The 15,963-nt window shown below is 72.8% G+C and carries 15 protein-coding genes; 12 read left to right on the top strand and 3 right to left on the bottom strand.

The window, feature by feature from the left end; genetic code table 11:
• Nucleotides 1–118: 118 nt before the first annotated feature.
• Together ACZ462_RS06675 and ACZ462_RS06680 are read right to left on the bottom strand one after the other, a co-directional pair.
• A complete protein-coding gene (locus ACZ462_RS06675) occupies nt 119–1,312 on the bottom strand; it encodes a glycosyltransferase (RefSeq protein ID WP_467806907.1) in 1,194 nt (397 codons plus the stop codon).
• Complete coding sequence (locus tag ACZ462_RS06680) at nt 1,309–4,188, bottom strand: bifunctional glycosyltransferase/CDP-glycerol:glycerophosphate glycerophosphotransferase (protein WP_467806909.1); 2,880 nt, start codon at nt 4,186–4,188, stop codon at nt 1,309–1,311. Before ACZ462_RS06680 ends, ACZ462_RS06675 begins: the two co-directional genes overlap by 4 nt.
• A 156-nt stretch (nt 4,189–4,344) precedes the next feature.
• Between ACZ462_RS06680 and ACZ462_RS06685 the strand changes: the two genes are divergently transcribed.
• The 7 genes from ACZ462_RS06685 (at nt 4,345) to ACZ462_RS06715 (ending at nt 10,781) form a co-directional block, all read left to right on the top strand.
• Nucleotides 4,345–5,352: a glycosyltransferase family 2 protein gene (locus ACZ462_RS06685; RefSeq protein WP_467806911.1), complete on the top strand. Its 1,008-nt coding sequence runs from the start codon at nt 4,345–4,347 to the stop codon at nt 5,350–5,352.
• Nucleotides 5,349–5,774, top strand: coding sequence for a GtrA family protein (locus ACZ462_RS06690; protein ID WP_467806912.1), 426 nt, complete (start codon nt 5,349–5,351; stop codon nt 5,772–5,774). Before ACZ462_RS06685 ends, ACZ462_RS06690 begins: the two co-directional genes overlap by 4 nt.
• A 126-nt stretch (nt 5,775–5,900) precedes the next feature.
• On the top strand, nt 5,901–7,028 hold the full coding sequence (gene proB, locus ACZ462_RS06695) for a glutamate 5-kinase (protein ID WP_467806913.1): 1,128 nt from the start codon (nt 5,901–5,903) through the stop codon (nt 7,026–7,028).
• Nucleotides 7,029–7,111: 83 nt separating this feature from the next.
• Nucleotides 7,112–7,507 (top strand): hypothetical protein, encoded by a 396-nt coding sequence (locus tag ACZ462_RS06700; RefSeq protein WP_467806956.1) that lies wholly within the window; start codon nt 7,112–7,114, stop codon nt 7,505–7,507.
• A gap of 154 nt (nt 7,508–7,661) precedes the next feature.
• Nucleotides 7,662–8,939 carry a glutamate-5-semialdehyde dehydrogenase gene (locus tag ACZ462_RS06705; RefSeq protein WP_467806914.1) on the top strand — a complete coding sequence of 426 codons (1,278 nt, stop codon included), beginning with the start codon at nt 7,662–7,664 and terminating at the stop codon, nt 8,937–8,939.
• A 77-nt stretch (nt 8,940–9,016) separates the two neighbouring features.
• A complete protein-coding gene (locus ACZ462_RS06710) occupies nt 9,017–9,568 on the top strand; it encodes an SCO2584 family spore wall biosynthesis protein (protein WP_467806915.1) in 552 nt (183 codons plus the stop codon).
• Nucleotides 9,569–9,635: 67 nt separating this feature from the next.
• A complete protein-coding gene (locus ACZ462_RS06715) occupies nt 9,636–10,781 on the top strand; it encodes an SCO2583 family membrane protein (RefSeq protein ID WP_467806916.1) in 1,146 nt (381 codons plus the stop codon).
• Here ACZ462_RS06715 and ACZ462_RS06720 read toward each other — a convergent pair.
• Nucleotides 10,765–11,862, bottom strand: a complete 1,098-nt coding sequence (locus ACZ462_RS06720) for a M48 family metallopeptidase (RefSeq protein ID WP_467806918.1) — start codon at nt 11,860–11,862, stop codon at nt 10,765–10,767. The two genes, ACZ462_RS06715 and ACZ462_RS06720, sit on opposite strands and share 17 nt — an antisense overlap.
• Nucleotides 11,863–12,002: 140 nt before the next feature.
• On the opposite strand from ACZ462_RS06720, the gene ACZ462_RS06725 reads away from it, so the two are divergent.
• From ACZ462_RS06725 to ACZ462_RS06745, 5 genes are all read left to right on the top strand, one after another.
• Nucleotides 12,003–12,170 (top strand): hypothetical protein, encoded by a 168-nt coding sequence (locus ACZ462_RS06725; protein ID WP_467806919.1) that lies wholly within the window; start codon nt 12,003–12,005, stop codon nt 12,168–12,170.
• Nucleotides 12,171–12,241: 71 nt separating this feature from the next.
• Nucleotides 12,242–12,859 carry a nicotinate-nucleotide adenylyltransferase gene (gene nadD / locus ACZ462_RS06730; RefSeq protein ID WP_125543037.1) on the top strand — a complete coding sequence of 206 codons (618 nt, stop codon included), beginning with the start codon at nt 12,242–12,244 and terminating at the stop codon, nt 12,857–12,859.
• Nucleotides 12,860–12,885: 26 nt separating this feature from the next.
• A complete protein-coding gene (locus tag ACZ462_RS06735) occupies nt 12,886–14,628 on the top strand; it encodes an LCP family protein (protein ID WP_467806920.1) in 1,743 nt (580 codons plus the stop codon).
• A gap of 108 nt (nt 14,629–14,736) precedes the next feature.
• The gene (gene rsfS, locus ACZ462_RS06740; RefSeq protein ID WP_362169852.1) at nt 14,737–15,183 is read left to right on the top strand and encodes a ribosome silencing factor; all 447 of its coding nucleotides are present in this window, start codon (nt 14,737–14,739) and stop codon (nt 15,181–15,183) included.
• Between the two features lie 92 nt (nt 15,184–15,275).
• A complete protein-coding gene (locus ACZ462_RS06745; RefSeq protein WP_467806957.1) occupies nt 15,276–15,896 on the top strand; it encodes a histidine phosphatase family protein in 621 nt (206 codons plus the stop codon).
• The last annotated feature ends 67 nt before the right edge of the window (nt 15,897–15,963 follow it).

The raw sequence follows: 15,963 nt of genomic DNA on the forward strand, positions 1-15,963 counted from the left end.
AAGAATTGCCCCTTTGTGGGAGTCGGGCACCCTCCCTTTCTGTGGGGGTACTGTGTTCTGGCCCCCCCCCCCTGGGGGGCGGGGGTAGTTTTCCTCCGCCGTATGCGCCTGGGCCGGGTCAGCGCTCCAGGAACGCGAACAGCCTCTCCCACCGGTCGGTGATCTCGGCCGCGGAATAGCGCCGCACCGCCCGGAAGGCCCGGTCGCCGAGCCGGTCGCGCAGCTCCCGGTCCGCCATCAGCGCGTCCAGGTGCCCGGCCAGCTCCATCGTGTTGCCCAGCCGGGCCAGCAGCCCGTCCTCACCGTGCTCGACGATCTCGCGCACGCCGGGCGCGCAGTCGAACGCGACGACCGGCAGCCCCGCGGCCATCGCCTCCAGCAGGGTGATCGGGAAGCCCTCGGCGCGCGACGCCTGAGCGAACACCGACGCCCCGCGCAGCGCGCCCAGCACGTCGTCGGTGCTGCCCGCCCACTCCACGGAGCCGGACACCCCGAGGGAGGCGGCGTGCTCCCGCAGCCGCGCCTCCTCGACGCCCGCGCCGTGGATCCGCAGGATCCAGTCCGGGTGCAGCGGGGCCGCCTCCGCCCACGCGTCGAGCAGCAGGTCCACGCCCTTCTCGAAGGCGAGGCGGCCCACGCTCACGACCACCTTCTCCGTGCGCGGAGCGGGGGAGTCCGGCATGAACGGCAGCGGGTTCGGCATGCTGGAGACGTTCTCCATGCCGGCCCGGATCCACAGGTCCGCGTCCTCCGGGGTGAGCACCAGCAGCCGGTCGACGTCGCGGTAGTGGCGGCGGACCCGCTCGCCTCGCGTCGACTTCTGGCTGGCCTCGAACGACTCGTGGCTCATGCCGATGACGGACAGCCCCTTGGTGTCGGCGAGCGCCACCCACTCCATCGCCCACACCTGCGTGACGATCACGACGCCGCCGGGACGGGCCGCCCGCAGCAGCGTGCTCAGCTGCTCCGCCTTCTGCCGCATCAGTGCCCGCCGCGCGGCCTGGCGGCGCCGCTCGGGCGCGTTGAGCCGGCCCTTGACGCCGCGCAGGCGGCGGGCCTGCGGCGGGTGGGCGTCGTACAGGGTGGTCACCGCGTACGGCAGGTCCTGCGGCAGCCTCTGCCGGAGCTCCTCGGCGACGGGCGCGATGCCGACGAGGTGCACGCGGTGGCCGCGGTCGGTGAAGAGCCGGGCCATGTGGTGCGACCAGGTCGTCACCCCGCCGATCTCGTCGACGCTGTTGGAGACGATGAAGACGTCGCGGCCGCCGCGCTGTTCGAGGTCCGCTGCGGTCCCGGCGGTCTGCTGGCTCACTTTCCGCTCCTGGTGAAGAACTTCTCGACGATCCGGCGGGCTGCGTCGCCGCGGTCGTACTCGCCGAACTCGGTGAGGAAGCGCTGGCGCGCCTCCGCGTACTTGGCGTCCGCCTCGTCGAAGGCGGCGACGGCCTGGAAGAGCTCCTCGGCGGTGGCCACGACCGGGCCGGGGGCCTTCTCCTTCAGGTCGAAGTACGTGCCGCGGATGTCACCCGCGTAGCTGTCGTAGTCGTACGCGAAGAACAGCATCGGCCGGTCCAGGACCGCGTAGTCGAACATCACGGACGAGTAGTCGGTGATCAGCCCGTCGGCGAGGGCCAGCAGCGGGGTGATGTCGTGGTGCCGGGAGACGTCGACGACGCGGCCCGCGACCGACGGCGGAAGGGAGACGCTGTTGAGGTAGTGCGTGCGCACCAGCAGCGTGAAGCGGTCGCCGAGGCGGTCCGCGAACTCCTCCACGTCGAACGGGAACTCGAATCCCTCGACGGCGCCCTCCGCGTTGGCCCGGAAGGTCGGCGCGTACAGCAGCACCCGCTTGTCCGGGTCGATGCCCAGCTCGGCGGCGAGCGGACCGCGGACCCGCTCCCCGCTCTGCGCCTCGGCGCGGTGCGCCTCCACAAGGGCGTCGTTGCGCGGGTAGCCGGCGCGCAGCAGGACCTCGTCGCGCAGCCGGAAGCCCTTCGCGAGGGTGCGCACGTCGTGCTCGGAGCGGACGAGGAAGTGGTCGAAGCGGTCCACGGCCGCCTGGAAGCGGTCCTGGGCGGCGCGGCCCTGGGCCTTGGTGCGGGGCTCGTGGAAGCCCATCCGCTTGAGGGCCGAGCCGTGCCAGGTCTGGATGTAGGTGGTGCCCTCGCGCTTGGCCAGTGCGAGGGGGAAGCCCTGGTTGTCGATCCAGAACTCGGCCTGGGCGAGCGCGCGCAGGTACTGCCAGCTCCAGCGCTTGACCAGGGTGGCGTCCTTCGGGAAGCCGGTCGGCTTGGCGCCCGCGTAGGACCACACCGCCTCGAAGGGGACGCCCTGGCGGACCATCTCCTCGTAGATCGCCTTCGGGCTGTCGCTGTACTGCTTGCCCATGTGGCTCTCGAAGACGACCAGGCCCTTCCTGACCGGCAGCTTCGAGAAGACCTCGTGGTAGACGCGGACCTTCTGCTCGCCGGAGCCCAGATTGCGGCGGGCGCGCAGGGCCTTGCGCAGGCCGCGCTTGACGACGCCGGCGGCCTTGCCGTGCATGGCGCCGGTGATGAGGGCCTGCGTGCGGACGGCGGCGGCGCCCTCGGCGGTCAGGACGTAGGACAGGTTGCCCTTCTTGGTGACCTCGGGCTCGAACCGGTCGGAGACCAGCCGGGTCAGCCGCGGGCGGACCCGCAGCCGGGCCGCGGAATCCAGGTCGAGGCCGGCGGTGGAGACGCGGGTGATGATGCGCTCGCCGCCGGCGTCGAGGCGCAGGCGGACGTCCCAGACGGCGTCGACGATGCCGAGGGGGCGCACGGTGCCGGCGATGTCGGCGGTGGCGGTCCACTCGATCGTGTCACCCGCGTGTCGGACGGTTGCCGCGGGGAAGCTGAAGGAGCGGACGCCGATCTGCCGGCGGGCGCGCAGCTCCAGCACCGCGGAGAGCGCCGCGTCGGGGCCGATGCGGCGCAGCGGGTTCACGATCGATCCGGAGAGGGTGACGGTGCCGCGGCCGTCGTCCTCGTAGGAGGTGAGGCGGTTGCCGAGGGTGAGGCCCGTGAGCGGGGTGGTGTGGAATCCCTGCCCGGTGACGTCCAGTATCCGGCGGGCCTCGGTGTCGGCCGGGTCGTCGATGTGGTTCGCGCACCAGTAGACGCGGCCGTCGCGCTCGGCGAGCGGGGAGGTCAGCCGGCCCTTGTTGACCATGGCGTCCGCGGCCGGGAGGAGGTTGTCCCAGTCCTCCTTGCCGAGCAGGTAGGCGCAGATCGCCTGGAGGTGGGTGACGTGCTCGTAGGCGGCGGGGTCGATGGTGGCCAGGTAGCCGTTGGCCAGGCGGGCGAACTCCTGGCGGTAGGCGTCGCCGAGCAGCGGCAGGTCGCGCAGGTGCAGCACGAGGTCGTGCTTGAGGAACTTGGCGTCCTTCGCGGTCTTGATGTCGGTGTAGCCCTTGGAGGCGAGCAGCTCGTCGACCCGGCGGTGGATCTCCATGCGGTGCACGAAGTTGGCGATCTCGTGGCGCCGGTTGCTGATCGACTTCGATGCGGCCTTCTCGACGACGTTCCAGCGGTAGACCTGGTTCGGGATCAGGGTGATGCGGCGGGCGGCGACGTAGGCCTGGGCGGAGAACAGCAGGTCCTCGTAGTGGATGCCGACGGGGAACTCCAGGCCCTGCTCCAGCAGGAAGGAGCGCCGGTAGCACTTGTTCGTCGACAGCGTGTCGTAGACCAGCAGGTCGGGGAACTCGGTGATCGACTCCAGGGTGCGGGTGCGGGAGTAGATCCAGGGGTACCACTCGGTGGTCTTGCCCCAGCGGTTGTCGAGGTGCACCCGAACGCACATGCCGGAGACCAGGTCCGAGCCGGTCCGCTCGGCCGCGTCCAGCATGTTGCGGCAGGCGTTGCGCTCCAGGACGTCGTCGCTGTCGAGGAACATCACGTACGTGCCGGCGGCCTGCCGGATGCCGTGGTTGCGGGGGGCTCCGCAGCCGCCGCTGTTCTCGGGCAGCCGGAAGGCGCGGACCCGGCCGGGGTGGGCGGCTTCGAGCTCCTGGGCGACCGCGTAGGACCGGTCCTTGCTGCAGTCGTCGACGATCACGACTTCGACCCCGTGCAGCGTCTGGTCCAAAACCGACCGGACGGCTGTCGGCAGACGCTCTTCGTCGTTGTAGACGATGACGACCACGGAGACGTCAGGCACGTGCACCTCGATCCCTTCGTTCCATTCCGCTTAACCCGTCAAAGCTACCGTGTACCGAAGTGATCTCAGGCAGGCCGACCCTCGGCATGCATACTTTCGAGGAAGGCGAGTGGCTGGTCCGGTGGTCGTCCATCATCCGTTCGGACCCCGCAGGAAGTGTTCATGACGAAGCTGTCCGTAGTGGTTCCCTGCTACAACGAAGAAGCCGTGATCGACAGCTTCGACCGGGAGATCCGCAGGGTCCTCGACTCCCTGCCGGTCGAGTACGAGGTCTGCTACGTCGACGACGGCAGCCGCGACGGCACCCTCGGCAAACTCCGGAAGATCGCGGCCGAGTACGCGGACCGCACCCGCTACGTCTCCTTCAGCAGGAACTTCGGCAAGGAGGCCGGCATGCTCGCGGGCCTGCGCGAGGCCTCCGGCGACGCCGTCGTGATCATGGACGCGGACCTCCAGCACCCGCCGGAGCTCATCGCGACCATGCTCGACTACCACCGGCAGGGACACGACCAGATCATCGCCCGCCGCACCCGCGAGGGCGACAGGAAGGTCCGCTCCGCTCTCAGCCGCCTCTACTACCGCGGCGTCAACCGCTGGGTGGACGTCGAACTGACGGACGGCGTCGGCGACTTCCGGATGCTGTCGCGACCCGCCGTCGACGCGCTGCTGTCGCTTCCGGAGTACAACCGCTTCTCCAAGGGCCTCTTCTCCTGGATCGGCTTCGACACCGTCCACTTCGACTACCGCAACGCCCAGCGGGAGGCCGGGGAGACCAAGTGGAAGTTCGGCTCCCTGCTGAACTACGCCATGGACGGGCTGATCTCCTTCAACAACCGTCCGCTGCGCATCGGGATCTGGGCGGGCGTGTCGCTGGTGTCGCTGACCGCCCTGTACGCCCTGTGGGTGGCGGTCACGGCCATGACGCACGGGGTGGACGCGCCGGGCTACGTCACGCTCGTCGCGATCATCGTGGGCATCGGCGGCGTGCAGATGATCATGCTTGGGCTGATCGGCGAGTACATCGGGCGCATCTACTACGAGACCAAGCGCCGCCCCCACTTCCTGGTGCGGGAGTCCCACGGGGCCGGGGTCCGGCGGCGCCCGGCCGCTGCCGCCGCGGCGGCCGGACCGGCCCCCGTCACCGCGGACGGGGAGGTGCCCCGGACGTGAGGGAGCAGCTCGGCCAGATCTTCCGCTTCGCCCTCGTCGGAGCCGTCAACACCGGCACCTTCTTCGGGATCTACCTGCTGCTGCACCCGTGGATGCCGTACTTCCTCGCCTACACGCTGGCATTCCTGCTGGCGATGGTCGGCTCGTTCTTCATGAACACCTACTTCACCTACCGGACCAAGCCGACCTGGAAGAAGTTCCTCCTCTTCCCGCTGACCAACGTCACCAACTACGTGGTCCAGTCGGCGGGCCTCTACGCCCTCGTGGCCTGGGCCGGGATGGACACCCGGATCGCCCCGCTCGTCGCGGCCGTCGCCGCCATCCCCTTCACCTTCCTGCTCTCCCGGAAGATCCTCGTCCCCGGCGGGCGCACCGCCGCCGGGCCGCGGGAGCCGGCCGGAAGCTGCCCCGGGCCCCGCTGACACCGCCGCCCGCGGTGCGGCCGGAGGCCGCCGTCCACCCTCCGAAACCCCGGAGCGGCGGCCTCCGGGCACCCCGTAGATTGAGATGACAGACGTACCGGCAAGGCGAGGGGCAAGGGAACACACGTGTCAGCGGCTAGGCAGGGCGTCATCGACGCCCGCAGGATCGTGGTCAAGGTCGGCTCCTCCTCCCTGACCACCGCGGCCGGCGGACTGGACGCCGACCGGGTGGACGCACTGGTCGACGTACTGGCCAAGGCCCGCAGCGGCGGCGAGAAGGAGATCGTCCTCGTCTCCAGCGGCGCCATCGCCGCCGGCCTCGCCCCGCTCGGCCTGCGCCGCCGCCCCACCGACCTCGCCCGGCAGCAGGCCGCCGCCAGCGTCGGCCAGGGCCTGCTCGTCGCCCGCTACACCGCCTCCTTCGCCCGCTACGGCGTCCGCGTCGGCCAGGTCCTGCTCACCACGGACGACACCAGCCGGCGCGCGCACTACCGCAACGCCTACCGCACCCTCGACCAGCTCCTCGCCATGGGCGCCCTGCCGGTCGTCAACGAGAACGACACCGTCGCCACGGACGAGATCCGCTTCGGCGACAACGACCGCCTCGCCGCGCTCGTCGCCCACCTCGTCCGCGCCGACCTCCTCGTCCTGCTCTCCGACGTCGACGGCCTCTACGACGGCGACCCCTCGCTGCCCGGCACCACCCGCATCGAGGAGGTCCGCGGCCCGCAGGACATCGCGCACGTCTCCATCGGCAGCGCCGGCAAGGCCGGCGTGGGCACCGGCGGCATGGTCACCAAGGTCGAGGCCGCCCGCATCGCCGCCGCCGCGGGCATCCCCGTCGTCCTCACCTCCGCCAGCCAGGCCGCCGACGCGCTCGCCGGACGCGAGACCGGCACCCACTTCCACGCCACCGGCCGCCGCTCCGCCGACCGGCTGCTCTGGCTCCAGCACGCCTCGACGCCCCAGGGGCACCTCGTCCTCGACGAGGGCGCCGTACGCGCCGTCACCGAGCGCGGCAGCTCCCTGCTGCCCGCCGGGATCGCCGCCGTCGAGGGCGACTTCACCGCCGGCGACCCGGTCGAGCTGAGGGCGCCCGACGGGCGGGCCGTCGCGCGCGGCCTCGTCAACTTCGACGCGAAGGAGCTGCCGCGGCTCCTCGGCCGCTCGACCCGCGAACTTGCCCGGGAACTCGGTCCCGAGTACGAGCGCGAGGTCATCCACAGGGACGATCTGGTCCTGCTGCAGGGCTGAGGTTCGGCAAAACAGCCGCGCGGCGGCCCGCGGGCTGGTCAACTGTGAAAGGCCCGACAACGCGTGGTGCAGACAGGAGGCGGCTGGTGAGACGAGCGCTGACCAGCATCAACGGCGGCGGGGACGAGCAGGTCGAGGCCTCCCGCCTCTGGCACGTCACCCTGAGCGTCTCCGGCAAGCCGGCGCCGCTGTCCGAGGTGCGGCGCGGCCTGGAGCAACTGGCCCACGACCACCCCTTCCTGCTGACCAGCAGATACGCCGACGACCACGCCGAGATCCGGTACTGGGAGGAGGCCCGCGACCTCCACGACGCGGCGGCCGTCGCCCTGAGGCTGTGGGGCGAGCACCGCTCCACAGCCCGGCTGCCCGCGTGGGAGATCGTCGGCCTGGAGGTCATCGACCGGGCCACCTACCACCTCCGCGTCGCGGAAGGCTACGGCCCGCCCCCGGCGCACCCCGTGGGCGTCCACCCGTACTGAGCCGGCGCCCCGCCACCGCGCCGGCCGGTGCGGGCGGGGCGGCGCAGGGGCACGTACAGCTCCGGGCGCGGCCGGCCGGCGGCGGGAGCTTCCCCCGTCTCGCGGGGTGGGAAGGCCAGCCGGGCCGGCCGGGCCGGGGACTACCCTGGGCGGCATGACCTCGCACGATGCCACGAACTCGCCCGTCCTCGCCGCCGCCCGCCGCGCCCGCACCGCCGCCGCGGCCGTCGCCCCGCTCCCGCGGTCCGCCAAGGACACCGCGCTCCTGGCCATCGCGGACGCCCTGGAGGCCCGTACCGCCGAGATCACCGCCGCCAACGCCGTCGACACCGACAAGGCGCGCGCCGCCGGCACCAGCGAGACCGTCATCGACCGCCTCACCCTCACCCCGGAGCGGATCCGCGCCATCGCCTCCGACGTCCGCGACGTCGCCGCCCTCCCCGACCCCGTCGGCGAGGTCGTCCGCGGCTCCACCCTCCCCAACGGCATCGACCTGCGGCAGATCCGCGTCCCGCTCGGCGTCGTCGGCATCATCTACGAGGCCCGGCCCAACGTCACCGTCGACGCCGCCGCGCTCTGCCTCAAGTCCGGCAACGCCGTCCTGCTGCGCGGCAGCTCCTCCGCCTACGCCTCCAACACCGCCCTCGTCGCCATCCTCCGCGACGCCGTCGAGTCCGCCGGCCTGCCCGCCGACGCGGTCCAGCTCGTCCCCGGCGAGTCCCGCGACTCCGTCCGCGAGCTGATGCGCGCCCGCGGCCTCGTCGACGTCCTCATCCCGCGCGGCGGCGCCTCCCTCATCAAGACCGTCGTGGAGGAGTCCACCGTCCCGGTGATCGAGACCGGCACCGGCAACTGCCACGTCTACGTCGACGCGCAGGCCGACCTCGACATGGCGGTGGACATCCTCGTCAACTCCAAGGCGCAGCGGCCCTCCGTCTGCAACGCGGCCGAGACCCTCCTCGTCCACCGCGACATCGCCGACGCCTTCCTGCCGCGCGCCCTCGACGCCCTCGCCGACGCCGGAGTCACCGTCCACGGCGACGCGCGGGTCCTCGCCGCCGCCGAGGACTCGAAGGCCACCGCCGTGCCCGCCACCGACGAGGACTGGGCCGCCGAGTACCTCTCCTACGACATCGCCGCCGGCGTCGTCGACTCCCTCGACGACGCCGTCGAGCACATCCGCCGCTGGACCTCCGGCCACACCGAGGCGATCGTCACCACCTCGCAGGCCGCCGCCCGCCGCTTCACCCAGCTGGTCGACTCCACCACCGTCGCCGTGAACGCCTCCACCCGGTTCACCGACGGCGGCGAGTTCGGCTTCGGCGCGGAAATCGGGATCTCCACCCAGAAGCTGCACGCCCGGGGCCCGATGGGCCTCCCCGAGCTGACCTCCACCAAGTACATCGTCACCGGCGACGGCCACGTGCGGTAACCCTCCGGTGGACACCGGGTGGCGGCATTTCGCCGGACACCCTGCCCAAAGCCGCCCCCCAGGTCTAGGCTGGTCCCGTGCCGGACGACGTGGGGGGCAGGTACCCGGACGACGGGGAGCCCGACGACGACCGCGGAGGCGTTGAGTTCGACTTCGCCGCCGTGGTGCTCGACGAGGACTTCATCCGCAGCGCGGAGATCCACGAGCCCAGCGCCGCCGAGCGGCAGCGGGCCGCCGACCGCGCCCGCGCCGAGGCCGAGGCCGCGCGGGCCGTTTCCGGCGGCCGGACCTCCGACGACGACCACGACGGCTACGGCTACGGCCGCCCCGGCGGCTACGGCATCGACGAGCCAGGCTGGGAGCACCACTACGCCCACGGCTACCCCGAGGGGCCCTACGGCACCTACGGCGGCAGCCTGCGCCCCTACCGCGGCCGTTCCCCGTGGCTCCGCCCCGTCGCCTGGGTCCTCGCCTTCGTGATGGGCCTCGGCATGGTCGCGCTCGCCTTCAGCGCCGTCTACCGCAGCGCCGCCGGCGGCTCCGAGCCCGCCCCGGCCCCCTCCAGCACCCCGCTCAGGGAAGTCACCGGCGCCGGGGCGTTTATGGAACCCGCCGGCCGCCAACCCTGAAGGTACGGCCCCGATCCGTCCACGCGGGCAGGGGGCTTCTCTGAACCGGTGACAGCGGGGAGAAGCAATGGCCGCGCCGGCAGATCCACCCGACGGAACCCCCGACGGCATCGGCGGGGGCGACGACGAGTTCCGCCCGGACGAGTACCGGTCGGTGGTGTTCGACGAGGACTTCGTCCGTGCTGCCCGCCTCCAGGAGTTCTCCGCCCAGGAGCGGATGGGCGAGCACGCACGGGCCGTCCGCAGCCGCTCTCTCTGGTCCGGCAGCGGCCCCGCCAAGCCCCGGACCGGCACTCCGGGCCGCGCCGCCCGCCAGGGCATGCTGCTCGTCCTGCTCATCGCGGTGGCCTTCGCCGCGGCCGTGTACATGGGCCTGAGCAACCCTGCCGGGCCCCGGGCGCAGATCAGGACCGAGTCGCTGGCCAGCACCGTCGTCCCGCTGGCCCCGGTTGCAGCCGTGCCCGGCGGGAAGCCCGCCGAGCTGTTCGAGCAGGGCCCGGCCGCCGCGTACCGCATCGGGGCCGCCGGGATCACCATGCCGGCCGTCCGGCGCACCGCGCACTTCACCGACGGGCAGGTCGTCACCGCCCTGTCCATCGCGAAGGACTACCTCGTGCAGTCCTCCCTCGACCCCGACGTCCTCGCGGGCACCGCCACCCGGCCCGTCCGGGTCCTGCTCGACCCCGACCAACTGGAGCAGTTCGACCGCAGCATGGCCTCGCCCGCCGGTGACGGGCGGCACGCCGCCACCGGCTGGCTGGTCCGCTTCGACCAGGGCACCGCCGCCGTCGCCGACCCGCGGGTCCGCGTCCACGGCACCCTCGCCTTCGAGGAGGTCTCCCCGGAGGTCCTGGAGGTCACCACCGACCACACCTTCGTGTACGCCGTACGGCCCGTCGCGGCGGCCCGGCCGGACTCCGGCGAGGCCTCCCTCTTCACGGTCCGCCGCGAACTCCGCTTCCGCTTCGACCTGGAGGACCTGGCCACCCGGCGGACGGAACTGGTGTCGGCCTACGTGCTGGCCGGCCCCCAGGCCTGCTCCGCGGACCCGGCCGGCGCCTTCCGCCCGCTCCCGGCCGGCACCGGGCCCACCACCGTGGGCCCGGCCGCGAGCGACCCCTACGCCGCCGGCCGGCCCCGGCGCACCGCAGGCCTCTGCGGCGTACTGGCGCCGCCCGAGCCGGCGGAGCCGCCCGTCAGCCCCGCCCCGTAGCACCCCCCGACTCGCCGCCCGCCGCGCCCGCCGGACCGGAAGCCGCCCCGGAGCCGCCGGCCGCGCCGGTGAACTTGTCCCGCAGTCGGCCGCCCAGGTCGGCGGTCCCGCCCGCGATGTCGCCCACCAGCTTCATCAGCGGATCGCGGCTCGTGCGCACCGAGTCCGCGTAGTGCGCGGCCGACTGCCGGAAGGAGTCCGTCACCGAGGCGTCCTTGTCCTCCTCGCGCCGCGGGTAGTGGCCCTCCATGATCCGCTGGTGGTCCCGGCTCTGGGACCACTTCTTCAGCTCGGCCGCCCGCACCGCGGTGAAGGGATGCGTCCGCGGCAGCATGTTGAGGATCTTCAGGACGGAGTCCCGCAGGTCACCGCTCGACTCGTACTCCTCCGCCTGCGCGAGGAAGGCGTCCACGTTCATCTCGTGCAGGTGGTTGCCGCCCGCGATCTTCATCAGGCCGCGCATCGAGGCGTTCACGTCCTGCCCGACCAGCAGCCCCGCCCGGTCCGCCGACAGCTCCGACTTGCGGAACCACTCCCGCAGCGCCGTCACGATCGCGGAGATCGCAACCGTGCCCAGCGGGATCCAGGCCACCTTCAGCGCGAGGTTCGTCAGGAAGAGCAGCACCGTGCGGTACACCGAGTGGCCCGACAGCGCGTGCCCCACCTCGTGGCCCACGACCGCCCGCATCTCCTCCTCGTCCAAGAGCTCGACCAGGGCCGTCGTCACCACGATGATCGGCTCGTCCAGGCCGATGCACATGGCATTCGGCCTGGGGTCCTGCTGGACGTACATCTGCGGGACCTTGTCCAGGTCGAGGATGTAGCAGGCGTCGCGGAGCATCTCGTGCAGGTGCGGGAACTGCGTCTCGCCCACCCGCACCGAGTCCGACAGGAACAGCAGCCGCAGGCTGCGCTCCGGCAGCAGCCCGCTCAGCGCCTTGAACACCGTGTCGAACCCGCTCAGCTTGCGGAGCGCCACCAGGGCGGACCGGTCCGCCGGGTGCTCGTACGCCCGGGACGAAATGCCCTCGAACCTCCTCCGGTTGCGCGCCGGCACCTTCTCGAAAACCGTCCCGCTCATGACGCCTCCCCCTCGATCGGACCTGGATGCACGTGCGTCTATCCTCTCCAACGCCTGAGTCGGCGTGAGCGTGCCCCAGGCCCCCGCATACGATGTGAGCGAGATCTCCGCCCGCTCCCCGACTCGATAGGTACCCCCTGATGAGCCTCACCTCAACCGCCCACTCCCTGGTTCTCCTCGCCTCGGAGGGGGCCGAGCAGCACGGCGGCAACCACGACAGCCTCAACCCGTACCTCACCGGCGGCGCCGCGCTCGCCATCCTGCTCCTGATGCTCTGGGTCACCACGCGCCTGAACCGCGACCGCTGAACCGCCCCGCGGGTGCGCACGCGCCCGACCCGGGCCCGCGGCAGCCGGCCGGGCCAGTAGGCTCTGCGCTCATGGGAGAGCAGGAGACGCCTACCGGCCCGGTCAAGCGCCGGCTCGGCGTGATGGGCGGGACATTCGACCCGATCCACCACGGACACCTGGTGGCCGCCAGTGAAGTGGCCGCCCTGTTCCACCTCGACGAGGTGGTCTTCGTACCGACGGGCGAACCCTGGCAGAAGTCGCACCGGGCCGTGTCGCCCGCCGAGGACCGCTACCTCATGACGGTCATCGCGACGGCGTCCAACCCCCAGTTCTCGGTGAGCCGCATCGACATCGACCGCGGCGGCCCGACGTACACGATCGACACCCTGCGCGACCTCAGCGCGCTCAACCAGGACGCCGACCTCTTCTTCATCACCGGCGCCGACGCCCTCGCGCAGATCCTCACATGGCGCAACGCGGACGAGCTGTTCTCCCTCGCCCACTTCATCGGGGTGACCCGGCCCGGCCACGCCCTCTCCGACGACGGCCTGCCCGAAGGCGGCGTCTCCCTGGTCGAGGTGCCCGCCCTCGCCATCTCCTCCACCGACTGCCGCACACGCGTGGCCCAGGGCGACCCGGTCTGGTATCTGGTGCCCGACGGTGTGGTGCGCTACATCGACAAGCGTGAGCTGTACCGGGGAGTCTGAGCTCCCGGCGACGAGAGGGGCCCGCGGTGAACGACCGACAGGAGCCGTACGACCCGTACGGAGCCCTGGAGCAGCAGCTCATCGGCTACGACGCGTACGGGCGCCCGGTGTACGGCCCCGCGCCCGCGGCCCCGCCGCCCCGCCACCACGGCCATGGCTCGGGGTACGCGGACCCCGGCTACGGACCGGGCCCCGGGTACGTCGCGGACCCCGGCTACGGCGCGGACCCGGCCTACGGCGGCACGCCCCCGTACGGCGGACAGCAGCACTACCCGGCGCAGCCCCAGCACCACGCGCCCCCGCAATACGCCCCCCAGCAGTACCCCGCGGCCGAGGCGTACGGCCAGGACGCGCAGCAGGTGCGCGAGCAGTGGATCCCGCACCAGCAGCCCGCCCCGCAGCCCGCGCCCGCCCCCGCGGGGCCGCGCACGGCCCAGGTCCCCGAGCCGCGCCGGGCCGGTGATGGCGGGGACGGCGGGGATGCCGGGGACGGAGGGGACGACCCCGGCTACCGGACCGAGCAGTTCGCGTTCCTCGACCAGCCGGACGAGGACTCAGAGGACGTCATCGACTGGCTCAAGTTCACCGAGAGCCGCACCGAACGCCGCGAGGAGGCCCGTCGCCGCGGACGCAACCGCGTCGTCGCCCTGACCGCCGTCCTCGCGCTCGTCGCCGTCGCGGGCGCTGGCTACCTCTGGTGGGCGGGCATGCTGCCCTTCCTCGGCGGGGCCGACGGCAAGGGCGGCGCCACCGCCGCGGGGCCGCAGAAGCGCGACATGATCGTCGTGCACGTCCACAACACGAAGAAGGGCGGCACCTCCACCGCCCTGCTCGTCGACAACGTGACGACCGGCAGCGGCGCCACCGTCCTGCTGCCCAACGCCCTCGGCGTCACCGGGGACGACGGCACCGCGACCCCCCTCGGCCAGGCCGTCGAGAAGGGCGGCCTCGGCGTGCGCGAGTCCCTCGACTCGGTGCTCGGCACCGCCATCGGCGGCACCTGGCGCCTGGACACGCCGTTCCTGGAGAACCTCGTCGAGCTGGTCGGCGGCATCGAGGCCGACACCGACACCGCCGTCCCGGCCGACGAGGCCGCCAAGGTCCCCGCCGTGGGCCGGGGCGAGAATCAGCACCTGAGCGGCGCCATGGCCGTCGCCTACGCCACCCACCGCGCCCCGGGCGAGCCGGAGGCCGAGCAGCTGGAGCGCCTGGGGCGGGTGCTGTACGGGGTGCTGCGCAAGATCCCCGGCGACGCGGGGTCGGCCACGACGACCGTGGAGAGCATGGGCCAGATCCTCGACCCCTCCCTGAACGCCCAGACCCTCGGCGCGATGCTGGCCAGGCTCGGCGAGCACGCCAAGGAGGGCCGGGCCGCGTACCGTACCGACGTGCTGGGCGTGAAGCCCGACGGCACCCTCACCGACGAGGCCAACCGGACCGTGGTCAGGGAGGTCCTCGGCGGCAGCTTCACCGCCGCGCAGCCCGGCGCCGCGCCGCGCGTGGGCCTGCGGGACGCCACCGGCGACGCCAAGACGCAGGTCGCGGCCAAGGCCGCCCTCCTCAACGGCGGCTACACCTTCGTCGACGGGGGCAGGGCCGACCGGTCGCAGTCCGCGACGCAGGTCACGTACCAGGACGAGGCCCAGCGCCCCCGCGCCGTCGAGGTCGCCAAGACGCTGGGGCTGCCGGAGACGGCGGTGAAGAAGGGCGAGAACCCGGTCAACGCCGACGTCGTGGTGACGCTGGGCAGCGACTGGAAGCCCTCCTGACCGGCGGCCCCGCCGGGCCCGCCGCCCCGCCGGAGGAACGGCGCGGGCGGCGTCGGCGGCACATGAGACCCTTGTAGGGATCTGCCCGCCGACCCGAAAGCATGGCCAGTGACCGCCACGGACCGCTCCATCGAGCTCATCACCACCGCCGCCCAGGCGGCGGCCGACCGGCTCGCGCACGACATCATCGCGTACGACGTCAGCGACGTGCTGTCGATCACCGACGCCTTCCTGCTCGCCTCGGCGCCCAACGACCGCCAGGTCAAGTCCATCGTCGACGAGATCGAGGAGCGCCTGCTCAAGGAGCTCGGCGCGAAGCCGGTGCGCCGCGAGGGCGACCGCGACGCCCGCTGGATCCTGCTGGACTACGTCGACATCGTCGTCCACGTGCAGCACAGCGAGGAGCGCGTCTTCTACGCGCTGGAGCGCCTGTGGAAGGACTGCCCCGAGATCGAGCTCCCCGAGGACGCCAAGCTGACCAAGGGCAAGGCCGAGGAGTACGCCAAGCTGCGCGAGGCGCAGGGCGACGACGAGCTGGACGGTGATCTGTTCTGAGCGCGAGCACGCAGCCGGGCGAGGGCCCGGACCCGCGGCCGGCTGCAGCCGCCGGCACGGCCCCCGGGCGGCCGGCCCGGACCGGCCGGAAGATCGTCCTGTGGCGGCACGGCCAGACGGCCTGGAACCTGGAGCGCCGCTTCCAGGGCTCCACGGACATCCCGCTGACCGAGACCGGTGTCGCGCAGGCCCGCCGCGCCGCCCGCCTGCTGGCCTCCCTCGGGCCGGACGCCATCGTGGCCTCCGACCTCCGGCGGGCCTCCGCGACGGCCGCGGAGCTGGCCTCCGTCACGGGGCTGCCCGTGGCGCGGGACGCCGCGCTGCGCGAGACGTACGCCGGCGAGTGGCAGGGCCTGACCCACGACGAGATCCTCGCGAAGCACGGCGAGCAGTACGCCGCCTGGAAGCGCGGAGAGCCCGTGCGCCGCGGCGGCGGCGAGCTGGAGACCGAGGTCGCCGACCGGGCCGCCCCGGTGGTGCTGGAGCACGCCGGGCGGCTGCCGGAGGGCGGCACGCTCGTGGTGGTCAGCCACGGCGGCACCATCCGCACGACCATCGGCCGGCTGCTCGGCCTCCAGCCGCACGACTGGGAGAGCCTCGGCGGTCTCTCCAACTGCTGCTGGTCCGTCCTGGGCGAGGGCGCCCGCGGCTGGCGCCTGCTCGAGCACAACGCCGGCACGCTGCCGGAACCCGTGCTCGGCGACGACGACTGAGCTCCGCCGGGGGCCCGTCTGAGCCCGTCTCAGGGGCGCCCCCGACCCGGATTTCACTTTCCGGCTG

Source organism: Streptomyces sp. NPDC031121 (assembly GCF_055570615.1).

Excerpts from the sequence above, each read along its gene's own strand:
- ACZ462_RS06685 (WP_467806911.1), top strand. The coding sequence starts at position 4,345 with ATGACGAAGCTGTCCGTAGTGGTTCCCTGCTACAACGAAGAAGCCGTG.
- ACZ462_RS06705 (WP_467806914.1), top strand. The coding sequence starts at position 7,662 with ATGACCTCGCACGATGCCACGAACTCGCCCGTCCTCGCCGCCGCCCGC.
- ACZ462_RS06715 (WP_467806916.1), top strand. The coding sequence starts at position 9,636 with ATGGCCGCGCCGGCAGATCCACCCGACGGAACCCCCGACGGCATCGGC.
- ACZ462_RS06720 (WP_467806918.1), bottom strand. The coding sequence starts at position 11,862 with ATGAGCGGGACGGTTTTCGAGAAGGTGCCGGCGCGCAACCGGAGGAGG.
- ACZ462_RS06725 (WP_467806919.1), top strand. The coding sequence starts at position 12,003 with ATGAGCCTCACCTCAACCGCCCACTCCCTGGTTCTCCTCGCCTCGGAG.
- nadD (WP_125543037.1), top strand. The coding sequence starts at position 12,242 with ATGGGAGAGCAGGAGACGCCTACCGGCCCGGTCAAGCGCCGGCTCGGC.